The 22577-nt window shown below is 55.7% G+C and carries 19 protein-coding genes; 13 read left to right on the top strand and 6 right to left on the bottom strand.

Annotated features, from left to right (window positions below):
• Nucleotides 1-2: 2 nt before the first annotated feature.
• From AO726_RS13840 to AO726_RS13860, 5 genes are all read left to right on the top strand, one after another.
• The gene (locus tag AO726_RS13840) at nucleotides 3-1142 is read left to right on the top strand and encodes a homogentisate 1,2-dioxygenase (RefSeq protein ID WP_058068645.1); all 1140 of its coding nucleotides are present in this window, start codon (nucleotides 3-5) and stop codon (nucleotides 1140-1142) included.
• Entirely contained in the window at nucleotides 1142-2125 is a 984-nt protein-coding gene (locus tag AO726_RS13845) for a fumarylacetoacetate hydrolase family protein (protein ID WP_058068646.1), read from the top strand. The genes AO726_RS13840 and AO726_RS13845 overlap by 1 nt, the downstream gene beginning before the upstream one ends.
• Nucleotides 2115-2774: a maleylacetoacetate isomerase gene (gene maiA, locus AO726_RS13850; protein ID WP_058068647.1), complete on the top strand. Its 660-nt coding sequence runs from the start codon at nucleotides 2115-2117 to the stop codon at nucleotides 2772-2774. Before AO726_RS13845 ends, maiA begins: the two co-directional genes overlap by 11 nt.
• Before the next feature lie 114 nt (nucleotides 2775-2888).
• A complete protein-coding gene (locus AO726_RS13855) occupies nucleotides 2889-4313 on the top strand; it encodes an amino acid permease (RefSeq protein ID WP_058068648.1) in 1425 nt (474 codons plus the stop codon).
• A 258-nt stretch (nucleotides 4314-4571) separates the two neighbouring features.
• Nucleotides 4572-5954, top strand: a complete 1383-nt coding sequence (locus AO726_RS13860; RefSeq protein WP_058068649.1) for an amino acid permease — start codon at nucleotides 4572-4574, stop codon at nucleotides 5952-5954.
• 57 nt (nucleotides 5955-6011) lie between these two features.
• Here AO726_RS13860 and AO726_RS13865 read toward each other — a convergent pair whose 3' ends face one another.
• The 3 genes from AO726_RS13865 to ccoG all read right to left on the bottom strand — a co-directional run bounded on the left by AO726_RS13865 (nucleotide 6012) and on the right by ccoG (nucleotide 10039).
• Complete coding sequence (locus AO726_RS13865) at nucleotides 6012-7055, bottom strand: metal-dependent hydrolase (protein ID WP_058068650.1); 1044 nt, start codon at nucleotides 7053-7055, stop codon at nucleotides 6012-6014.
• An 85-nt stretch (nucleotides 7056-7140) separates the two neighbouring features.
• Entirely contained in the window at nucleotides 7141-8550 is a 1410-nt protein-coding gene (gene mapR, locus AO726_RS13870; RefSeq protein ID WP_058068843.1) for a GntR family transcriptional regulator MpaR, read from the bottom strand.
• A 73-nt stretch (nucleotides 8551-8623) separates the two neighbouring features.
• Nucleotides 8624-10039: a cytochrome c oxidase accessory protein CcoG gene (ccoG, locus tag AO726_RS13875; protein WP_058068651.1), complete on the bottom strand. Its 1416-nt coding sequence runs from the start codon at nucleotides 10037-10039 to the stop codon at nucleotides 8624-8626.
• A gap of 288 nt (nucleotides 10040-10327) precedes the next feature.
• On the opposite strand from ccoG, the gene arfB reads away from it, so the two are divergent.
• Together arfB and AO726_RS13885 are read left to right on the top strand one after the other, a co-directional pair.
• The gene (arfB, locus tag AO726_RS13880; protein ID WP_058068652.1) at nucleotides 10328-10741 is read left to right on the top strand and encodes an alternative ribosome rescue aminoacyl-tRNA hydrolase ArfB; all 414 of its coding nucleotides are present in this window, start codon (nucleotides 10328-10330) and stop codon (nucleotides 10739-10741) included.
• Nucleotides 10742-11116: 375 nt separating this feature from the next.
• Nucleotides 11117-11536, top strand: a complete 420-nt coding sequence (locus AO726_RS13885; RefSeq protein ID WP_058068653.1) for a VOC family protein — start codon at nucleotides 11117-11119, stop codon at nucleotides 11534-11536.
• 82 nt (nucleotides 11537-11618) lie between these two features.
• Here AO726_RS13885 and AO726_RS13890 read toward each other — a convergent pair whose 3' ends face one another.
• From AO726_RS13890 to phhA, 3 genes are read right to left on the bottom strand one after another with little or no spacing between them, the layout of a single operon-like run.
• Nucleotides 11619-12812: an amino acid aminotransferase gene (locus AO726_RS13890; RefSeq protein ID WP_058068654.1), complete on the bottom strand. Its 1194-nt coding sequence runs from the start codon at nucleotides 12810-12812 to the stop codon at nucleotides 11619-11621.
• Nucleotides 12812-13165, bottom strand: coding sequence for a 4a-hydroxytetrahydrobiopterin dehydratase (locus tag AO726_RS13895; protein WP_058068655.1), 354 nt, complete (start codon nucleotides 13163-13165; stop codon nucleotides 12812-12814). The genes AO726_RS13890 and AO726_RS13895 overlap by 1 nt, the downstream gene beginning before the upstream one ends.
• A 34-nt stretch (nucleotides 13166-13199) precedes the next feature.
• Complete coding sequence (phhA, locus tag AO726_RS13900) at nucleotides 13200-14018, bottom strand: phenylalanine 4-monooxygenase (protein WP_342633123.1); 819 nt, start codon at nucleotides 14016-14018, stop codon at nucleotides 13200-13202.
• Between the two features lie 222 nt (nucleotides 14019-14240).
• Between phhA and AO726_RS13905 the strand changes: the two genes are divergently transcribed.
• The 6 genes from AO726_RS13905 to hupB all read left to right on the top strand — a co-directional run bounded on the left by AO726_RS13905 (nucleotide 14241) and on the right by hupB (nucleotide 22449).
• Nucleotides 14241-15794, top strand: a complete 1554-nt coding sequence (locus AO726_RS13905) for a sigma-54-dependent transcriptional regulator (RefSeq protein WP_058068844.1) — start codon at nucleotides 14241-14243, stop codon at nucleotides 15792-15794.
• Between the two features lie 265 nt (nucleotides 15795-16059).
• Complete coding sequence (gene tig / locus AO726_RS13910) at nucleotides 16060-17370, top strand: trigger factor (RefSeq protein WP_058068657.1); 1311 nt, start codon at nucleotides 16060-16062, stop codon at nucleotides 17368-17370.
• An 89-nt stretch (nucleotides 17371-17459) separates the two neighbouring features.
• Complete coding sequence (gene clpP / locus AO726_RS13915) at nucleotides 17460-18101, top strand: ATP-dependent Clp endopeptidase proteolytic subunit ClpP (protein ID WP_058068658.1); 642 nt, start codon at nucleotides 17460-17462, stop codon at nucleotides 18099-18101.
• 116 nt (nucleotides 18102-18217) lie between these two features.
• The gene (clpX, locus tag AO726_RS13920; RefSeq protein ID WP_058068659.1) at nucleotides 18218-19498 is read left to right on the top strand and encodes an ATP-dependent Clp protease ATP-binding subunit ClpX; all 1281 of its coding nucleotides are present in this window, start codon (nucleotides 18218-18220) and stop codon (nucleotides 19496-19498) included.
• A gap of 147 nt (nucleotides 19499-19645) precedes the next feature.
• On the top strand, nucleotides 19646-22039 hold the full coding sequence (lon, locus tag AO726_RS13925; RefSeq protein WP_058068660.1) for an endopeptidase La: 2394 nt from the start codon (nucleotides 19646-19648) through the stop codon (nucleotides 22037-22039).
• A gap of 137 nt (nucleotides 22040-22176) precedes the next feature.
• Nucleotides 22177-22449, top strand: coding sequence for a nucleoid-associated protein HU-beta (gene hupB, locus AO726_RS13930; protein WP_003239952.1), 273 nt, complete (start codon nucleotides 22177-22179; stop codon nucleotides 22447-22449).
• The last annotated feature ends 128 nt before the right edge of the window (nucleotides 22450-22577 follow it).

The raw sequence follows: 22577 nt of genomic DNA on the forward strand, positions 1-22577 counted from the left end.
TCATGAGTCGTAACTGGGTACGAATTCCCCTGAGTGAAGGTGTGTGCTCGCGACAAGCGCACTGCGACTTCCCGCAGGGCACCTATGAGCGTGAGATGGGCCGCGAAGGGTTTTTCGGGCCGACCGCGCACTTGCATCACAAACATCCGCCAACCGGCTGGATCGATTGGGAAGGCCCGCTGCGCCCACATGCGTTTGATTTCAACCGCATTGAAAGCCAGCGCGACTGCCCGCTGGCTGCACCGCTGGCGCTGCACAACGGCGACGTAAAACTGCGCGTGTGGCGCACCAATGGCGTGATGCGCCACTTAGTACGTAATGGTGATGGTGACGATCTGCTGTTTATTCACGAAGGTGCAGGGGAGTTTTACTGTGACTTCGGCCACCTGAGCTACCGCGACGGTGATTACCTGTTGATTCCGCGTGGTACTGCATGGCGGATCGAGGCGAAGCAGCCGACCTTTATGCTGCTGATTGAGAGCACTGACGGTGCCTATCAGCTACCGGATAAAGGTCTGCTTGGGCCACAGGCGATTTTTGATCCGGCGGTGCTGGATTACCCGCGCCTGGATGATGCCTTTAAGGCGCAGCAGGACGAGCAGGCCTGGCAAATCCGCATCAAGCGACGCGGGCAGATCAGCACCGTGACATATCCGTACAACCCGCTGGATGTGGTGGGTTGGCACGGCGACAACAGCGTTTTTCGCCTCAACTGGCGGGATATCCGCCCGCTGATGAGTCATCGCTATCACTTGCCGCCGTCGGCCCACACCACCTTTGTCGCCAACGGTTTTGTGATCTGTACGTTCACGCCAAGGCCGGTGGAGAGCGATCCGGGCGCTTTAAAGGTGCCGTTCTATCACAACAATGACGACTACGATGAAGTGCTGTTCTACCACCGCGGCAACTTCTTCAGCCGCGACAACATCGAGGCGGGCATGGTCACCCTGCATCCGTGCGGGTTCCCGCACGGCCCGCATCCCAAAGCGTTGAAAAAGAGTCTGGAAGACCCGGCCACCTTTATCGATGAAGTGGCAGTGATGATCGACACCCGCCGCGCACTGGAAATCGCTGATGTGGCGTCGGCGGTGGATGTTCCCCAATACGTAAATTCCTGGCGTGCGCCGGGTAAGGAAAGCTGATGAAACTCGCGTCTCTCAATCAAGGCCGCGACGGCGTGCTGTTAGTGGTGTCGCGGGATCTGCAGAAGGCCGTGAAGGTTCCGGCAATTGCTGCGACATTGCAGGCAGCGCTGGATGACTGGCAGCACACCCGACCCAAGCTGGAGGCGGTGTATCAGCGCCTGAATGACGGGCTGGAGAGCGAGGCGTTTGCCTTCGATCAGGCGGCCTGCCATAGCCCGCTGCCGCGCGCGTATCACTGGGCAGATGGCAGTGCCTATGTGAATCACGTGGAGCTAGTGCGCAAGGCGCGTGGTGCTGAAATGCCGGAAAGTTTCTGGCATGACCCGCTGATGTATCAGGGGGGGGCGGACAGCTTTATCCCGCCCCACAGTCCAATCTGTCTGGCGGATGAGGCGTGGGGAATCGACCTGGAAGCAGAGCTGGCGGTGATCACCGATGACGTGCCGATGGGCGTCAGTGCAGCCGAGGCCGCAGGCCATATTCAGCTGCTGATGCTGGTTAACGATGTGTCCCTGCGCAACCTGATCCCCGGTGAACTGGCCAAGGGGTTTGGTTTTTATCAGAGCAAGCCCTCGTCGAGTTTTTCTCCGGTTGCCATCACCCCGGATGAGCTGGGCGAGCACTGGCGCGAAGGTAAGGTGCACCGGCCGTTGGTCAGCCACATTAACGGCGAGTTGTTCGGCCAGCCGGATGCCGGTACCGATATGACTTTTAACTTCCCCACGCTGGTCGCTCACGCTGCGAAAACCCGGCCTTTGGGCAGCGGCACCATTATCGGCTCGGGAACGGTTTCCAACTATGACCGCAGCGCGGGCTCCAGCTGTTTGGCTGAGAAACGCATGCTGGAGATTATCGAGCAGGGCGAGGCGCACACGCCGTTCCTGAAATTCGGCGATCGGGTGCGCATTGAAATGTTCGATACGGCGGGTAACAGCCTGTTTGGGGCCATCGACCAAGTGGTTGAGCGCTATGAAGGCTGATCTGACCCTCTATGGCTACTGGCGCTCCAGCGCGGCTTATCGGGTGCGGATTGGCCTGAATCTGAAAGGGCTGGATTACGCTCAGGTGCCGGTGCATCTGCTGCAGGAGGGCGGTCAGCAGCACAGCGATAGCTATCGTCAATTGAATCCGCAGGAGTTGGTGCCGTTACTGGTGGATGAGGCCAATGGCGGTGTGCGCATTGCGCAGTCGCTGGCAATTCTCGAGTACCTCGAGGAACGCTTTGATGGGCCTACGCTGTTGCCGCAAGACCCGCTGCGCCGGGCTCAAGTGCGGGCTTTGGCGCTGCATATTGCCTGTGATGTGCATCCGCTCAGCAATCTACGGGTACTGCAGTATCTTGGCGATGAACTCTGCCTGGCAGAGTCGGTCAGAAATCGCTGGTATCTGCACTGGTTGCACCGTGGTTTATCAGCGGTGGAAGAAGGACTGGCCGTGTTCAAGGATGAGCTGTCTCTGGGCGAGCAGCCGGGTTATCTGGAAGCTTGCCTCATCCCTCAGCTGTATAACGCCCGCCGTTATCAGGCTGATCTGAGTACTTATCCGCGTTTACTGGCTTTAGCCAGCCGTTGCGAGCCGCTTGCGGCATTCAGCCAGGCTGTGCCGGAGGTTCAGCCCGACGCACCGTAAGTCAATTGCCTTGCCTGCAGTTTTACCGTTCGGGCCTAACCGGTCCGGTCTATTCCGCCGCGTTACCCGCGCAGCGGGTTCTATCCGTCACGATAACAACATTAAGGTGACGCCATGCAGCACGACACTCTCAATACCGGTCATCTCAAACGTGGCCTGAAGAACCGACATATTCAATTGATTGCCCTTGGCGGTGCTATTGGCACTGGCTTGTTCCTGGGCTCAGCCGGTGTGCTCAAGTCCGCTGGCCCGTCGATGATCCTCGGTTATGCCTTCTGCGGTTTTATTGCCTTTCTGATCATGCGCCAGCTTGGCGAGATGATTGTTGAAGAGCCGGTGGCCGGTTCATTCAGCCATTTCGCCCATAAATACTGGGGGCGTTTCGGTGGCTTTTTGTCCGGCTGGAACTGCTGGGTTCTGTACGTTCTGGTGGGCATGTCAGAACTGACGGCTGTGGGTAAATACATCCACTTCTGGTGGCCGGAGATTCCGACTTGGGCCACTGCGGCGGCGTTCTTCGTATTGGTTAACGCCATCAATCTGGCCAACGTGAAGTTCTTTGGTGAGGCCGAATTCTGGTTTGCCATGATCAAGGTGGTGGCGGTGGTCGGCATGATTGTCCTCGGCTGCTGGCTGCTGTTCAGCGGAGCCGGTGGCGAGCAAGCCACGGTCACTAATCTGTGGAGCCATGGCGGGTTCTTCCCTAACGGCATTATGGGATTGGTGCTGGCGATGACTTTTATCATGTTCAGCTTTGGCGGCCTTGAGATGCTGGGCTTCACCGCCGCTGAAGCGGAGAACCCGAAAAAAGTGATTCCCAAAGCGATCAATCAGGTGATCTGGCGGATTCTGATTTTCTACATCGGTGCGCTGGTTGTGCTGCTGTCCCTGAGTCCATGGGATTCTCTGCTGCAAAGCATCAGCAGTGCAGGGGATGACTACAGCGGCAGCCCGTTTGTGAAGATTTTCTCCCTGATCGGCCATGACGCTGCGGCGCATATCCTCAACTTTGTCGTGCTGACGGCGGCAATATCTGTCTACAACAGCGGCACTTACTGCAATGGCCGCATGCTCCTTGGTCTGGCCGAGCAGGGTGATGCACCGCGTGTGCTGGCCAAGGTGGACAAGCGCGGTGTGCCAGTGCGGGCGCTGCTGGTGTCGGCTCTGGTGACGGGCCTGGCGGTTGGGGTGAACTATCTGGTGCCGAAGAATGCGCTGGAACTGTTGATGTCGCTGGTGGTGGCAACCCTGGTGATTAACTGGGCGATGATTAGTTATTCGCACCTCAAATTCCGCCAGCATCAGCTCAAAACAGGCCAGCAAAGCAGCTTTAAGGCGCTGTTTTATCCGCTGGGCAACTATCTGGTTCTGGCGTTTGTACTGTTTATGCTGACGGTAATGCTGATGACACCAGGCATCCGTGTCTCGGTGTTTGCCATTCCTGTGTGGTTGTTTGTGGTGGGTGTTTTTTACTGGATTAAATGCACCCGTGCAGCGTCTGAAGCCCCGCGCAACGCGGCGGATCTGCAGGCTAACTGAGGCCTGAGCAGCCTGTAACGAGTGGTGTTCGCCTGTCCCTGTTGCCGATTTGGGGCGGGCGAACACCTTCGAAGCTGTATATAATTCGCGCCTTTTCCGTGACCTGCTGCCTTAGGGCATCTAAATCTTCTGGTATTCGCCAGCTTTTATTCCTTCAGGTTACCGCCTGATGGGTGTGTTCCCGTCACGGAATAGAGCGACAGGTGATCCCATGTCTCGTCTCCCCATGTCCCGCTGCCTGCTTCGGAGTGTGTGCTGATGTCTGATTCGTTACAGGCAGGCTCGCTCAAGCGCGGGCTGAAAAACCGTCATATCCAGCTGATTGCCTTAGGTGGCGCGATCGGTACAGGCCTGTTCCTCGGTTCGGCCGGTGTGATCAAGTCCGCCGGCCCGTCGATGATCCTCGGCTATGCAATCGGTGGTTTTATTGCGTTTCTGATCATGCGCCAGTTGGGCGAGATGATCGTCGAAGAGCCGGTTGCCGGCTCCTTCAGCCACTTTGCACATAGTTATTGGGGGCCTCTGGCTGGCTTTATGTCGGGCTGGAACTACTGGGTGCTATATGTGCTGGTGGGCATGGCCGAGCTCACGGCCGTAGGCAAGTACGTGCAGTACTGGTATCCGGATATACCGACCTGGGCTACCGCTGCGGCGTTCTTTGTGCTGATCAATGCGATCAACCTGACTAACGTAAAAGCCTTCGGTGAAGCTGAGTTCTGGTTTGCCATCATCAAAGTGGTGGCGATCATCGGCATGATCGCGCTGGGCTGTTACCTGCTGTTCAGCGGTGCTGGCGGCGAAGAAGCAACTGTCAGCAACCTGTGGAGTCACGGCGGCTTCTTTCCTAATGGCGTGACCGGTCTGGTGATGGTGATGGCCATCATCATGTTCAGCTTTGGCGGGCTTGAGCTGGTGGGGATTACCGCTGCAGAGGCCGATCAGCCGAAAACAGTCATTCCCAAAGCGATCAATCAGGTGGTGTACCGCATCCTGATTTTCTATATCGGTGCACTGGCAGTGCTGCTGTCTCTGCATCCGTGGGACAGCCTGGTGGAAACCCTGAGCGCCGGTGGCGATGCCTACAGCAGCAGCCCGTTTGTGCAGATTTTCTCGCTGATTGGCAGTGATACAGCGGCGAACATCCTCAATTTCGTGGTACTGACAGCGGCACTGTCGGTCTACAACAGCTGCGTGTACTGCACCAGCCGTATGATGTACGGCCTGGCCGAGCAGGGCGATGCGCCGAAGCGTCTGATGAAGGTGAACAAGCGCGGTGTGCCGGTGCTGTCCATCGGTGTGTCGGCTCTGGTGACGCTGCTGTGCGTGTTGGTCAACTACCTTGCACCGAAATCGGCTCTGGAGCTGTTGATGGCGCTGGTGGTGGCTTCACTGGTGATCAACTGGGCAATGATCAGCCTGGCTCACCTGAAGTTCCGCAAGGCCATGCAGGCTAAAGGCGTGGTCACCGAGTTCAAAGCGTTCTGGTATCCGTTCAGCAACTACCTGTGCCTTGCGTTTGTGGTCTTTATTCTGGGTGTGATGCTGCTGATTCCGGGGATCAATGTCTCGGTTTATGCCATCCCAGTCTGGCTCGCTCTGCTGTGGCTGTGCTTCACATTGAAGAACAAGTCGGCTGCCTGACAGCGCTAACAAAAAGCCCGGTGATGACCGGGCTTTTTGTATTTAAGGGCACAGCTTTTAGTTGGGACGATTCAACTGGTCTGCCCATTGCCTGAGCGGTATTTCCACCGATTGATCCCAGATTCGCTGCCACAACAGTTTCAGGCGGCTGTAGTCACCACGATCAACAGCAATCTGCGGGATTGCATCGGGAATCTTCCACTGGCCATTCTCAAACGTAGCAAAGGCGAAACGGAACGGGTGGTAGCCGGTCATGCCCAAACGGATGTCGGTGACAATCAATTGATCCGCAAGCCGGTCGTAACGCAGCCAATTGTCGGTAAACCAAGCCAGTCGCGTATGTGCCCCAGACTCCCTCAGCGCCTGTGCCAGCTGCGGGCTGTGGTGGATGCGCTCCAGTGTGGGCGGCTGTTGATCGAACCAGCTCACCAGCGCTTCGTGGTAATCCGCACCGTCTTTGACCACCACGCGCCAGAGCAGGCTATTGAATGGTGTTGGCGTACTGAACAGAGCTTCGGCCTGTATGCCCTGGCGTTGCAGTTCGGCATTGACCTGGTGTTCGGCCATGTATTTACCGGCAAAGGTCGTGGCCATATACACCGATGACAGCGCCAGCGCACAGCCACACAGGCGTACGCCTTTGCCACCTAAGCCGGCAAACAGACCGAACAGCACAGCCACCAGCAGCGGGATGCTGTACAGCGGATCGATGATGAAGATGTTCGACCAGGCCGTCGGGGTTGGCATTAACGGCCAGAACAGTTGCGTACCGTAGCTGGTGAAGCTGTCCAGAATCGGATGAGTAATCAGCACCAGCCAGAGTGTCCAGAACAGGCGCTGGGTCGAGTAGCCTGGTGAGCTGCGAAAGCGCCTGAACAGCCAAGCCAGCAACAATGCAAAACCGCTGAGCACGAACAGGGAGTGACTGAAACCGCGGTGGTAAGTCATATCGGCGACGGCGTCGCCATAGTCGATCAGTACGTCCAGATCCGGCAGAGTGCCGAGCATTGCGCCGTACAGCAGTGCCTTACGTCCCTGCCAGCGACCCAACAATGCCCCCTGAATGGATGCACCGAGAACAGCCTGAGTAATTGAGTCCATGAAGAATCCCTGAATAACCAGGCGGCTAACTTATCTGACCCTGCAACGCCGTGCTTGGTGAAATTTCAAGGGAACATTTCAGCGCTCAGAACGATGCAATGATGCGCCCCAATACCGCCATTGCCTGTTCACTCCGGGCGCTCCAGGGATGGCCGGAGTTGAGGCGGGCGCAGTTACCAAAGCGGCGGGTGGCGGAGAAAATCGGCCCCGGTGCCAGGCTGATGCCTTGGGCGAGGGCCAGCTGGAACAGCTTGAGTGAATCCACCTGTTCAGGAAACTCAAACCACAGGAAGTAGCCACCGGCAGGGCGAGTGACTTTGGTTTGCGCCGGGAAATGTCGAGCAGCGGAGGCCAGCATCGAGGCCTGCTGCGCCTCTAGCTCGTGGCGCAGTTTGCGCAGATGGCGGTCATAGCCGCCATGTTGCAGGTAATCGGCAATGGCGGCTTGTGCCGGAACTGAGGGTGAAATCGTCGTCATTAGCTTCAGTCGGGTGACATGCTCGGCATAGCGTCCGGCTGCCACCCAGCCAACCCGATAGCCCGGCGCGAGGCATTTGGAGAACGATCCGCAGTGCATCACCAGTCCGTCCCGGTCGAAGCTCTTTACCGGCTTGGGCGGCTGGTTGCCGAAGTACAGCTCAGCGTAAACATCGTCCTCAATCATTGGCACCTGATGCTGTTGCAGCAGGTCACATAGGGCGCGTTTTTTGTCGTCACTCATGCTTGCGCCTAACGGATTCTGCAAGCTGCTCATAAACCAACAGGCTTTGATTGGCAGGCGTTTCAGGCTGTCGGCCAAGCTATCCAAATCAATGCCTTCGCGAGGATGGACGGGTATCTCAACTGCTTTGAGCTTCAGTCGCTCCAATACTTGCAGGCAAGCGTAGAAAGCAGGCGCCTCAATGGCGACAAGATCCCCTGGTTCTGTAACGCATTGCAGGCAGAGGTTCAGCGCCTCCATTGCTCCGTTAGTGATCACCAACTCTTCCAGAGGCAACATGACTCCGCTGACCATATAGCGCAGGGCAATTTGTCTGCGCAGGTCAGGATTACCTTCGGTCATGTCGGCAATCACGGCTTGCGGCTGCATATCACGCAGGCTGTGGGCCATGGAGCGACCGAGGCGGGCGAGGGGGAATAAATCCGGGCTCGGAAAGGCTGAACCAAACGGCACGGTATCTGGGTCTTTCAGTGAGCCGAGCACGGAGAACACCAGCTCGCTGACATCTACATCGCTGGTTTGGGCTTGTTTACTGCTGATTTCAGGTTCATGCAGCGGCTGTTGTGCGTGTTCACGAACAAAGTAGCCAGAGCGCTCGCGGGCGACGATCAGCCCCCGGCTTTCCAGCAGGTAGTACGCCTGGAAAACCGTAGATGGGCTGACGCCGTAGGTGCGGCTGGCGTGGCGCACCGAGGGCACGCGCTCGCCGGCAGCCAGTACGCCTGTGCGGATCAGTTCGGCGATGTCGTCTGCAAACTTTTCGTAGCGTTTCATCTTGTCCTGATTGAGCGCTGCGGTGGGTAAGGTTGCGTACTTTACTGGCTGGCTGGCGGGCATGCGACCGAACTCAGCGATTACGAGGTGAAACGAAGGTGCTGTCGGCGCTGACGTGGATGCTCGCATCGTCTACGGCAACCAATTCAAAGGTCAGCGGCTCGGATGTGCTGGGTGCACGGGCACTAAGCATCGCAACGCTAACCGGTACATCCAGCATCTCCCCGGCTGCTACGGTAATCACTGGGTGCTCGTTGAGCTTAAGTTGTGCATCACTTGATACTGAGACCAGGTAATGCTGAGTGGTTTGCGACTTGTTGATGATCTTCAAGCGGTAGATGTTTTCGATCTGACCTACGCTATTTTCCCGGTACATGCTTCTGTCTTTATGGATATCCAGCGATACCAGTGATCGAGTCTGCAGAGCCCAGACCAGTGCTGCAATCATCAGCAACAACATGGCAGCGTAGCCGAGCAGTTGCGGGCGTAACCAATTGGTTTTACCGCCTGCCATAGCCTTGTCGGAGGTGTAGCGGACCAAACCGCGCTCATAACCCATTTTGTCCATGACGCTGTCGCAGGCGTCGATGCAGGCACCGCAACTGATGCAGTCAATTTGCAGGCCGTCGCGAATATCGATCCCGGTTGGGCAGACCTGCACGCAGAGGGTGCAGTCGATACAGTCACCCAGGCCCTCGGCACGGTAATCGGCACCTTTTTTTCGTGCGCCACGGCCTTCGCCACGCTTGCTGTCGTAGCTGACCAGTAGGGTGCTGTCGTCAAACATCACGCTCTGGAAACGGGAGTACGGGCACATGTGCACGCATACCTTTTCCCGAATAAAACCAGCGTTCATGTAGGTGGCAGCGGTGAAAAAGACGATCCAGAAAACACTGGTGGCGCCAGCTTCCAAGGTCAGTAAATCGGTGACTAGTGGTTTGATCGGGGTGAAGTAGCCGACAAACGTAAGGCCGGTGATAAAGCTGATCGCCAGCCATAGCGTGTGTTTACTCACGCGCCGAAGCACTTTATTTGCTGACCAAGGGGCAGCGTCCAGTTTGATGCGCTGGTTGCGCTCGCCCTCAGTAACTTTCTCGGCCCACATGAAAATCCAAGTCCAGACACTCTGAGGGCAGCTGTAGCCGCACCAGACGCGGCCGGCAACTTTAGTGATAAAAAACAGGCCAAAGGCGCAAATGATCAGTAGGGCAGAAAGCAGAATGAAGTCTTGTGGCCAGAAGGTTGCGCCAAAGATGTGAAACTGACTACCCAGCAAATCCCAGAGCACCGCCTGACGATCGCCCCAGTCCAGCCAGACGGTGCCGAAATACAGCAGCATCAGCGCCCCCGCTCCGTACAGCCGTAAGTTGCGGAACAGTCCGGTAAAACTGCGGGTGTGAATGGTGCCGCCTGCTTGTGATGGTGTCAGGCGAATGGGTTGGCGTGGGTCGATGGTTTCAACGATCTTCGCCGGAATGCGGTCGGTCACGGTGTGCGCCCCCTCTGGGCTGGTTCAGGCGGGGCGAATGATCGGCGCAGTGGTGTTCTGAAAACAGAAGCAGGTTTTCAAATAAAAACCGTATCAGATGATTTTAAGAGCGCTTCGTGTTTAATTTATATCGATATAAATCAATGGGTTATGTATTTATTAGCGGCTTTTAGTGTTGGGCAAACAGACTTTGCCTGTGCGCCTTTGTCGCGCCTTAAGGGGTAAAGCCTGCGAGCAGGGACTAGGCAGAGTATCCTTGCCATCCTTGTTCTGAGCCGATGTTTATCTATGTTGCTGATCTCCAATAGCGTCCACTTACCTGACGACGAAATCGAGCTAACCGCCATCCGGGCTCAGGGCGCTGGTGGTCAGAACGTCAACAAGGTCTCTAGTGCGGTGCATTTGCGCTTTGATAGTCAGGCCTCATCGCTGCCGCCTTTCTATAAGGAGCGCCTGCTGGTGTGGCGCGATAACCGTATCACCAGCGATGGAGTGATCATTATCAAGGCGCAGCAGTACCGGACCCAGGAGCAGAACCGCGCGGATGCGCTGGAGCGGCTGGTGGAGCTGATCAAGGCTGCGGCTAAAACTGAGAAAGCGCGCCGTCCAACCAAGCCTACGCTGGGCTCCAAAAAACGCCGCCTGGACGGTAAGAGCAAACGCGGGGAAATCAAAGCAGGTCGCGGTAAGGTTAGTTTCTAGGGCTGATTCCGCACACTTGAATTCAGGAAAGTCGCTCATCGACCTTTCATCCCGGGATGGACGCTAATGCCATTTGTTCGGTTAGGTTATGGACTCGGGTCATACCCGGTCCGTTACGCCGCGCCCGCACAGTTTGAGGCCGCTTGCTAAAGCGCCAGAGCAGGTTGCAGGGTCCTGGGGTTTTCAGGTCGACCCGTTGCGGGCCTGTATCGAGTGGTTCAGGGCTCCCAGTCGAATGTCTGCTGGCAGTGATACTGAGATAGGCCAGTTGTTTGGGGTGGATGATTTTGCTGCTGAATTCACTCCTGAGTTACGCCGGCAGGGTACGTGAAGGCGTGCTCAGCTCGGTCTTCCATGTGCGAAGGAGGCGTAGTGATGAAGCTAAATCCCTATCTGAACTTTGACGGCAACAGTGAAGAGGCTTTCACCTTTTATGCTCAGGTATTGGGCGGAAAGCTGGAATTGATGCGTTTTGCCGATAGTCCGGAGGCGAATAATTTTCCTGAGGAAATCCACCGGCGGGTTATGCACGTGTCGCTGACCTCAGGGGATATGGTGTTGATGGCATCCGATACATTTCCCGGTGAGCCCTACGAGGGGGTTAAGGGCTGCTCAATCTGCTTGCAGGTCGGCAATGTGCCCGAGGCAGAGCGCCTGTTTTCCGAGTTGTCGGCTGGCGGTCAGGTGGTGATGCCCTTGCAACAGACATTCTGGGCGACTCGCTTTGCGGTGTTGACGGATAAGTTTGGCATCTCCTGGCTGATCAACTGTGAAGTGGACAGCCAGACAGGTTAGCCAGGCTGGCTGCCGCCGTACGTGTTTGGGCTAGTAGCTGATCAAGGCGAGCAGCCCAGCGTACCTTTGACGCGTTCGAGTCTTATTCCTCGCAGACACTGGCAATAGCGCTGGCCAGTTGATCAATGTGTGCACTGTTAATACCGGTGATATTGGCGCGCCCGCGACCGACCATATAAATGCTGAACTCGTCTTGCAGGCGCTTTACTTGCGCAGCGCTCAAGCCGGTGTAGGAGAAAATACCTCGCTGACGGGTGATATGTTCGAAGAGCTGGCGCAGGTCATGCGCTGCAAGCGCCTCAACCAAATCGTGGCGTAAGCCGAAGATGCGCTGACGCATGCTTTCTAACTCCCTCGTCCACTCGGTGCGTAACGCCGGATTGCTCAGGATGTGTGTGACAACGGCTGCTCCGTGGGAGGGAGGGTTGGACCACAGATTGCGTGCGGCGACAGCCAGTTGGCTGCGAATCGCCTGAAGCTGTTCGCCAGTCGCCGCGCAGGCGATCAGTGCCCCGGTGCGTTCGCGGTACAAGCCGAAGTTTTTCGAGCAGGAGTGGGTGATCAGCAATTCTGGCAGCTGTTCAGCAAACAGGCGCCCAGCGAAAGCATCCTGCTCCAAACCTTCAGCAAACCCCTGATAGGCGAAGTCGAGCAGTGGTAACAGTTCACGGCGTTTGATCACCTCCAGCAGGCGCGTCCACTCTTGTGCTGTCAGGTCGAACCCGCTGGGGTTGTGGCAGCAGGCGTGCAGCAGCACGACGTCGCCTTTGGGGGCTTGGCTGAGGGTGGCGATCAGGCCATCCATGTCCACCTGGTTAGTGTCGCCAATATAGGTGTAATGCCTGACGGGGACGCCTGCGGCTGCAAACAACGTCTGGTGAATCGGCCAACTGGGGTCGCTGATCCAAATGCTGCGACCCGGCAGGTTGTGAGCGATAAAGTCAGCTGCCAGCCGCAGTGCGCCGGTGCCGCCCGGGGCTTGAGTGGCTGCTGCGCGCTGAGCCAGGAGTGGGCTGTCATCGCCCAGCACCAAGCGGGTGATCAGTTCATTAAACAGCGGATCACCATGGCTGCCGATGTAGCTTTTGCTGCGCTCGTGCTCCTGCAAGTGGCGTTCGGCAAGTTTGACGCTGTTGAGAATCGGCGTGTTGCCGTGCTCATCCTTATATACGCCCAGCGCCAGTTCCATTTTTCCCGGTGCCGGATCGTTGTGATACAGCTCTTGCAGGCCGAAGATCGGATCGCCGGGTACGGTTTTAACCCCTTGAAAGTGCATCACTTACGGCCCTCAGCTTGTGCCGCCAGTTCGTCGGTACGAGCGGCCATGATGAAGTCGTTACGGTGTAGTCCGCGCATCTCGTGGCTCCACCAGGTAACCGTGACTTTGCCCCATTCGGTCAGCAGCGCTGGATGATGGCCGACCTCTTCGGCAATGACGGCCACGGCGTTGGTGAAGGCCAGGGCGTGACGGAAGGTCCTGAACAGAAACACGCGTTCAAGCTCCATGTGGTCGCCGCGCACTTCAATGTTCCAGTCAGGAATGTGGCGGATTAGCTCGGCCAGCTCTTCTGGGGAGACTTTAGGGGCGTCAGCGCGGCAGGCTTCGCATTGGGCTTGGGCAAGGCTCATGAATGTTCTCCTTATGAATAACAGGGCAGTGGGATCAGGCCGCCTTGGGCGCGAATTTAGGCGGGTGAAGCCCAAGCTGTCGGGCTTGTTGCAGTAACGCCATGATGTCTTCTTGAGCAAGCTGATACAGGCGTTTCATCTCTGGCAAGACGAAGTAGAGCGGCTGCAGGATGTCGATTCGATAAGGTGTGCGCATGGCTTCGACGGCATCAAACGGCAGGTGTTGAGGCTCGTGGCTTAGGCAGTATTGTGTCTCTTTGGGTGAGGACAGAATGCCTCCGCCATAGATTCTGCGGCCTTGTGGTGTGTCGATCAGGCCAAACTCAATCGTCATCCAGTACAGGCGAGCCAAATACACGCGCTCCTCTTTACTGGCTTTGAGCCCCAGTTTGCCGTAGGTGTGGGTGAATTTGGCAAACCACGGATTAGTCAGCAACGGGCAGTGACCGAAAATCTCATGAAAAATGTCCGGTTCCTGTAGGTAATCCAGATCCTCGGGCGTGCGGATAAAGGTCGCGACGGGAAATTGCTTTGTGGCCAGCAGTTCAAAAAATGTCTGAAACGGAATTAGGGCTGGGACCCGGGCTACGCTCCAGCCCGTTTTAGCCTGTAGCACACGATTAATTTCGCCAAGTTGCGGAATGCGTTGGTGGGGCAGGTTGAGTTGTTCGATTCCATCTAAGTACTCAGCGCAAGCGCGACCCTGAATCACCGATAGCTGCCGGGTGATTAGGGTGTGCCATACCTCATGCTCGGCTTCGGGATAGTGAATAAAGCCATCCGCATCAGGCTCGCGGGCCAGATAGTGGGTAGTCGACATCGTCGCCTCCAAACGGCGTTTTGTTGTTGTGATGTCATCAGTGATACGCCTTCATAGGCTGCAATGGGCATGAAGTCGACCTTTCCAAGGGAGAATGTAAGGAGTTATTTGTAACGTAAACCTTACGCGGTGGTGGGAATGGCCTCCCGTTTAGATCTTCTTCCGGCTCTTCGTCACATATTCTTGACGGGCAATTGAGCCGAGTTCATCGTTATGCAGCGTGCGGCCCATAACAAATTCAAAAGAGCCTTTTCCATGCGTATCAAGATTCATTGCCAAAACCGGATTGGTATCCTTCGCGACATTCTCGAACTGCTGGTGAGCTACGGCGTAAACGTGGCCCGTGGTGAAGTCGGCGGCGAGCAGGGCAATGCGATTTACATGCATTGCCCGAACATGATCAACATGCAATTACAGTCTCTGCGCCCTCAGATTGAGAACATTGCCGGTGTGTTTGGCGTGAAGCGCGTAGGCTTGATGCCCAGCGAGCGCAAGCATCTGGAACTCAACGCGTTGCTGGGGGCTCTGGATTTTCCTGTGCTGTCCGTGGACATGGGCGGCAGCATCGTGGCAGCCAACCGCAGTGCTGCTCAGCTCCTGGGCGTGCGGGTGGATGAAGTGCCGGGAATTGCCCTGTCGCGCTACACCGAAGATTTTGATCTGCCCGAACTGGTTCGGGCTAACAAGGCGCGTATCAACGGGGTGCGGGTGAAAATCAAAGGTGATGTCTTTCTGGTCGATATCGCGCCTCTGCAGACCGAGCATGAAGACAGTGAGGCCCTTGCCGGGGCCGTACTGACCCTGCATCGGGCGGACCGTGTCGGTGAGCGTATCTATCAGGTGCGTAAGCAGGAGTTGCGCGGTTTTGACAGCATCTTCCAAAGTTCGAAGGGCATGGCAGCGGTAGTGCGGGAGGCGCGGCGAATGGCACCGCTGGACGCCCCTCTATTAATAGAGGGCGAAACCGGAACGGGTAAAGAGCTGCTCGCTCGTGCCTGCCACTTGGCCAGTCCACGCGGGCAATCGCCGTTTATGGCGCTCAACTGCGCGGGTTTGCCGGAGTCCATGGCGGAAACTGAACTATTCGGTTACGGCCCAGGTGCATTCGAAGGTGCGCGCCCCGAAGGCAAGCTGGGTCTGCTGGAGCTCACCGCTGGCGGCACGCTGTTTCTGGATGGTGTCGGGGAGATGAGCCCGCGTCTGCAGGCCAAACTGCTGCGCTTTCTGCAGGATGGCTGCTTCCGGCGGGTGGGTAGTGATGAGGAGGTCTATCTGGATGTGCGGGTCATCTGTGCCACCCAAGTCGATCTATCCGAGTTGTGTAGCCGGGGGGAATTCCGTCAGGACCTTTACCACCGCCTGAACGTGCTCAGTCTGCATATTCCGCCTCTGCGCGAATGTTTGGACGGGCTATTACCGTTAATCGAGCACTTTCTTGATCAGGCCTGCCGACAAATTGGCTGCCCGCTGCCAAAGCTGCATCCGGCGGTGCTGGAAAAGCTCAGCCACTACCATTGGCCGGGCAATATCCGTCAGCTGGAGAATGCATTGTTTCAGGCTGTGTCGCTTTGTGAGGGTGGAACCGTTAAGTCTGAGCACATTCGCTTGCCTGATTACGGCGCGCCGCAACCTTTGGGCACATTCTCATTGGATGGAAGCCTGGAAGCTATCGTCGGTCGATTCGAAAAGGCCGTTTTGGAGAGCCTGTTCCATGAGCACCCCAGCAGTCGACTGCTAGGTAAACGGCTAGGTGTTTCGCATACAACCATCGCCAACAAACTGCGGCAATACGGCGTTACCCGGGATTAGGTGAAGACTAAAGTGCAAGGATGCGCACAAAATCACGCTAAATGGGGCTGTGAGGCTCAACAGAAGTTGAGCTTGACTCCCGATTAATACCCCGTCTATAGCCCTGAAAGGCGCGATTTACCTGATCCTGATCGGCTTGTCATTGTTCACCATTGAATGACGCCTGTTACAGGGTGACTTCTTGAAAATCAGCCACTAGAATGCATGCCCTTGATTATTGGGGTCGATTAACGGCCGGCTTATGTCTGTGCAACGAGGATTATCCATGCAAGTTTCCGTTGAAAGTACTTCTTCCCTCGAACGCCGCATGACTGTAGGTGTACCTGTTGAGCGCGTTGAGACAGAAGTCAACAAGCGTCTGCAACAGACTGCCCGTCGTGCAAAAGTTCCTGGCTTCCGTCCTGGTAAAGTGCCGATGAGCGTTATTCGTCAGCGCTATGAAGACTCCGCTCGCCAGGAAGTTCTGGGCGACCTGATTCAGTCCACCTTCTACGAAGCCGTTGTTGAGCAGAAGCTGAACCCGGCTGGCGCGCCTTCGGTTGAGCCGAAGACCTTCGAGAAGGGCAAGGACCTGGAGTACGTTGCTACTTTTGAAGTGTTCCCGGAAGTGAAGGTTGAAGGCCTTGACTCCATTGCTATCGAGCGTCTGCAGGCCGACGTGGCCGACTCTGATGTCGATAACATGCTGGAAATTCTGCGCAAGCAGAACACCCGTTTTGAAGCTGTTGAGCGTGCTGCCGAAAACGGCGACCAGCTGAACATCGACTTCGTTGGCAAACTGGACGGTGAAGCGTTCGCCGGTGGTTCCGCCAAGGGTACTCAGTTGGTTCTGGGCTCCGGTCGCATGATCCCAGGCTTTGAAGAAGCCCTGGTTGGCGTTAAGGCGGGCGAAGAGCGCGTCATCAACCCAACTTTCCCGGCTGACTACCAGAACCTGGACCTGGCAGGCAAAACTGCTGAGTTCACTGTTACTGTTAACAGTGTTTCCGCACCTCAACTGCCAGAACTGAACGACGAGTTCTTTGCGCTGTTCGGCGTGAAAGAAGGTGGCGTTGAAGGCTTCCGTGCCGAGGTTCGTAAGAACATGGAGCGCGAGCTGCGTCAGGCCATCAAGTCCAAGGTGAAAAATCAGGTAATGGACGGCCTGCTGGCTGCCAACCCGATCGACACTCCGAAGGCGTTGATCTCCAATGAAGTAAACCGTCTGCGCGTGCAGGCCGTTCAGCAGTTCGGCGGCAACATCAAGCCGGATCAACTGCCAGCCGAGCTGTTCGAAGAGCAAGCCAAGCGCCGTGTATCTCTGGGCCTGCTGGTTGCTGAAGTAGTTAAGCAGTTCGAGCTGAAGCCAGACGACGCCCGCGTTCGCGAGATGATCGAAGAAATGGCTTCCGCTTATCAGGAGCCTGAGCAAGTTGTAGCTTGGTACTACAAAAACGACCAGCAACTGAACGAAGTGCGTTCTGTTGTGCTGGAAGAACAAGTTGTAGATACTGTTTTGCAGAAGGCTAAAGTGACTGATAAAGCAGTCTCTTACGAAGAAGCAGTGAAGCCGGCCGAAGCGCCAAAAGCTGACTGATTTCTTTAGCTTGTCAGAGCACGCATAAGCCAGCCTTCGTGCTGGCTTATGCGCATTTGATGTATGACTACTTAGGGAGCGAGTGCCGAATGTACCGCAATCCAATTTTCCCGCAGGTACCAGAAGTCCAGGCCGCTGGTGGCTTGGTACCCATGGTGGTTGAGCAGTCAGCCCGCGGTGAGCGCGCTTACGACATTTACTCGCGCTTGCTGAAAGAACGCGTCATTTTCCTCGTTGGTCAGGTTGAAGATTACATGGCCAACTTGATTTGCGCTCAGCTCCTGTTCCTTGAAGCCGAGAACCCGGACAAGGATATCCATCTCTATATCAACTCTCCGGGTGGTTCTGTCACTGCAGGTATGGCGATCTATGACACCATGCAGTTCATCAAGGCAGACGTTTCGACCACATGCATCGGTCAGGCCTGCAGCATGGGCGCTTTCTTGCTGTCCGGTGGTGCCAAAGGCAAGCGTTTTTGCCTCCCGAATTCCCGTGTGATGATTCACCAGCCGCTGGGCGGCTTTCAGGGGCAGGCATCTGACATCGATATTCACGCCCGTGAAATCTTGTTTATCCGTCAGCGTCTGAATGAGCTGCTGGCTCAGCATACTGGTCAAACACTCGAGACTATCGAGCGTGACACCAACCGTGACAACTTCATGAGCGCCACTCGTGCGCTGGAATATGGAATTGTCGATGCCGTTCATGAAAAGCGGCAAATGCCGGTTTAACTCCGGTGTAAGGCGGTAAAAGCCGGGCTTATTCAAGTGTGAGTGGTTTACACCCTTGAAAATGCCCGGATTTAGCCCCATCTTGTGTTTTAAGCCTACCGCATTGGATTGAACGAATGACTGACACCCGCAACGGCGAGGATAACGGCAAGCTGCTTTATTGCTCCTTCTGTGGCAAGAGCCAACATGAAGTGCGCAAATTGATCGCGGGCCCCTCAGTTTTTATCTGCGATGAGTGTGTTGACCTGTGCAATGACATCATCCGCGAGGAGGTGCAGGAGGCACAGACCGAGAGCAATGCTCATAAATTGCCCGCACCTAAGGAAATCAGCAGCATCCTTGATCAGTATGTAATTGGTCAGGAGCGCGCCAAGAAGATTCTGGCTGTCGCTGTTTATAACCATTACAAGCGCCTGAATCAGCGCGACAAGAAAGATGAAGTGGAGCTCGGCAAGAGCAACATTCTTCTGATTGGTCCGACTGGTTCCGGTAAGACGTTGCTGGCAGAGACTCTGGCTCGTCTGCTCAATGTGCCGTTCACCATTGCTGACGCAACCACCCTGACTGAAGCCGGTTACGTGGGTGAGGATGTTGAAAACATCATCCAAAAGTTGCTGCAGAAGTGTGATTACGATGTGGAGAAGGCCCAGATGGGTATCGTCTACATCGACGAAATCGACAAGATTTCCCGCAAGTCTGACAATCCGTCGATCACCCGTGACGTGTCCGGTGAGGGCGTGCAGCAGGCTTTGCTGAAACTGATCGAAGGCACTGTTGCCTCTGTTCCGCCACAAGGTGGGCGCAAGCATCCGCAGCAGGAGTTCCTGCAAGTGGATACGCGCAATATCCTGTTTATCTGTGGTGGCGCGTTTGCGGGCCTGGAGAAGGTCATTCAGGGGCGTTCCGCGAAAGGTGGCATTGGCTTCGGCGCAGAAGTTCGTAGCAAGGAAGAGGGTAAGAAGGTTGGCGAATCTCTCCGCGCCGTAGAACCGGATGATTTGGTTAAATTCGGTCTGATCCCTGAGTTTGTTGGTCGACTGCCGGTAATCGCCACCCTCGATGAGCTGGATGAGGCTGCCTTGGTGCAGATTCTTACCGAACCGAAGAATGCGCTGACTAAGCAGTACGGCAAGCTGTTCGAGATGGAAGGTGTGGAGCTGGAGTTCCGCCCGGATGCGCTGAATTCAGTTGCCCGTAAGGCACTTGAGCGCAAAACTGGTGCCCGTGGCCTGCGTTCCATCCTTGAGGGCGTGCTGCTGGATACCATGTACGAGATTCCGTCTCAGACAGGTGTAAGCAAGGTTGTTATCGATGAAAGCGTAATCGATGGCACATCCGAGCCTATCCGCATTTACGAAAGCAGCGAGTTGCCAGCCAAGGCGTCCCCGGACGCCTGATAGGCTCGTAGCTGTGAGTTAAAGGGGCCTTCGGGCCCCTTTTTCTTTTCCAAGGCAAAGCTTGTTTTTTGCGTAGGCAGCCCCCATCTTAAAGGTAAGGGTAGTCCCAATCGTTTACGGCCATATGGCCGCCGTAGAGCCGAAATCATGAAAACAACCTTTGAATTGCCTCTGTTGCCACTGCGTGACGTCGTTGTTTATCCGCACATGGTTATTCCGTTATTTGTCGGGCGCGAGAAGTCTATTGAGGCTCTAGAGGCTGCGATGGTGGGAGAGAAGCAGATCCTGCTGCTGGCTCAGAAGAATCCTGCTGACGATGATCCGGCTGAAGACGGTCTGTACCGTGTGGGCACGGTCGCAACTGTTCTGCAGCTGCTCAAATTACCGGATGGTACTGTCAAGGTGCTGGTTGAAGGTGAGCAGCGGGGCGAGATTGCGCGCTTCATTGAGGCTGAAACCCATTGCCGGGCAGAAGTGCAATTAATCGATGAAGCTGACGTTGCAGAGCGTGAGGCGGAGGTCTTCACGCGCACACTGCTTAGCCAGTTCGAGCAATATGTTCAGTTAGGCAAAAAGGTACCGGCTGAAGTTCTGGCGTCCCTCAACGGCATTGAGGAGCCAAGTCGTCTGGTCGACACCATGGCTGCGCATATGGTGCTGAAGATTGAGCAGAAGCAGGAAATTCTCGAGATCACGGATCTGAGCGCTCGTGTTGAACACGTTCTGGCCCTGCTCGATGCGGAAATCGATCTGCTGCAGGTCGAAAAGCGTATCCGTGGTCGTGTCAAGAAGCAGATGGAGCGCAGCCAGCGTGAGTACTACTTGAATGAGCAAATGAAAGCCATTCAGAAGGAGCTCGGCGATGGTGAAGAAGGTCACAACGAAGTCGACGAGCTGAGAAAGCGTATCGACAACGCAGGTATGACTGAAGAGGCATTGAACAAGGCTAATGCCGAGCTGAATAAGCTCAAGCAAATGTCTCCGATGTCAGCTGAGGCCACTGTCGTACGTTCTTACATTGACTGGCTCGTTAACGTGCCATGGAAAGCTCAGAGCAAGGTGCGTCTGGATCTGGCACGCGCTGAGGCGGTGCTGGATGCCGACCACTACGGTCTGGAAGAGGTCAAGGAACGTATTCTTGAGTATCTCGCTGTACAGAAACGTGTGAAGAAGCTTAAGGGGCCTGTGCTGTGTCTCGTAGGGCCGCCTGGTGTTGGTAAGACTTCACTCGCGGAATCTATCGCAACGGCGACCAATCGTAAGTTTGTACGTATGGCTTTGGGTGGCGTGCGTGACGAAGCAGAAATTCGAGGTCACCGTCGCACCTATATTGGTTCAATGCCGGGTCGCCTGATCCAGAAAATGACCAAGGTTGGAGTGCGTAACCCTCTGTTTTTGCTCGATGAAATCGACAAAATGGGCCAGGACATGCGGGGCGATCCTGCATCGGCGCTACTTGAGGTTCTCGACCCGGAACAGAACCACAACTTCAACGACCACTACCTTGAAGTTGACTACGATTTGTCCGACGTGATGTTCCTCTGCACTTCGAACTCGATGAACATCCCAGGTCCGCTGCTCGACCGGATGGAGGTTATTCGGCTGCCTGGTTACACCGAGGCCGAGAAAATTAACATCGCCACGAAATATCTGGTGCCAAAACAGATTCAGGCTAATGGTCTGAAAACCTCTGAGCTGGCGTTCGAGGAAGACGCTATTCGCGACATCATTCGTTATTACACGCGTGAGGCAGGGGTGCGTGGTCTTGAGCGTCAAATTGCCAAGGTATGCCGCAAGGTCGTGAAAGAAAATACGGGGAAAAAACGCTTCAGCGTAAGCGTTGTTGCGGACGCACTCGAGCACTACCTGGGCGTGCGCAAACACCGCTACGGACTTGCCGAGCAGCAGGATCAGATCGGTCAGGTGACAGGTTTGGCCTGGACTCAGGTCGGTGGTGAGCTGCTGACTATTGAGGCTGTAGTAGTACCGGGCAAAGGCCAGTTAATCAAAACTGGCTCCTTGGGTGACGTGATGCTTGAGTCGATCACTGCTGCTCAAACTGTGGTGCGAAGTCGCGCCAAAAGTTTGGGAATTCCAGTCGACTTCTACGAAAAACAGGACCTGCACATTCACATGCCGGAAGGCGCTACACCGAAGGATGGCCCCAGCGCTGGCATTGGTATGTGCACCGCATTGGTGTCGGCTTTGACCCAGATTCCGGTACGTGCAGATGTGGCGATGACCGGAGAGATCACCCTGCGCGGGCAGGTGCTGGCGATCGGTGGGCTCAAGGAAAAACTGCTGGCAGCACACCGTGGCGGAATCAAGACGGTGATCATTCCTGAGGAAAATGTGCGTGATCTGAAGGAGATTCCCGAGAATATTAAGCAAGACCTGCAGATTAAACCGGTTAAATGGATTGACGAGGTCCTGCAAATTGCGCTGCAATACGCCCCGGAGCCTTTACCTGATGCGGCTCCGATCGTTGCAAAGGATGATAAACGCGAGTCTGATTCCAAGGAGCGAATTAGCACGCATTAGGCCGGGGTGCTTCCTTGACACTTTTTTAAAGCCCTTGTTATAAAGCGGCTCAACGGTGTCAGCAGGCTCTCTAGCACTAGCTTCGCTTACATTCAAAAGCAAGAAATAAACTCAACAGATATTAAGGGGACTTAAGAGTGAACAAGTCGGAACTGATCGATGCTATCGCAGCATCTGCTGATATCCCGAAAGCTGTTGCCGGCCGTGCGCTGGACGCAGTGATTGAATCCGTTACTGGCGCTCTGAAGGCTGGTGACTCCGTTGTGCTGGTAGGCTTCGGTACTTTCGCTGTTAAAGAGCGCGCTGCCCGCACTGGCCGTAACCCGCAGACTGGTAAGCCAATCAGCATCGCTGCAGCTAAGATCCCTGGCTTCAAAGCTGGTAAGGCCCTGAAAGACGCTGTTAACTAAGCGTTTTCGGTTTGCCCGAGGATCGCATAGCAGATCCTTGGGTTAGCGAATCGATTAGTGGCTGGTATTCGGGATAGATGTACGAGACAGTCAGATAGCCAATTCGCTACGCCAGTTACGAGAAGGCG

The organism is Pseudomonas sp. TTU2014-080ASC (genome assembly GCF_001446935.1).
Taxonomy (GTDB): Bacteria; Pseudomonadota; Gammaproteobacteria; order Pseudomonadales; family Pseudomonadaceae; genus Aquipseudomonas.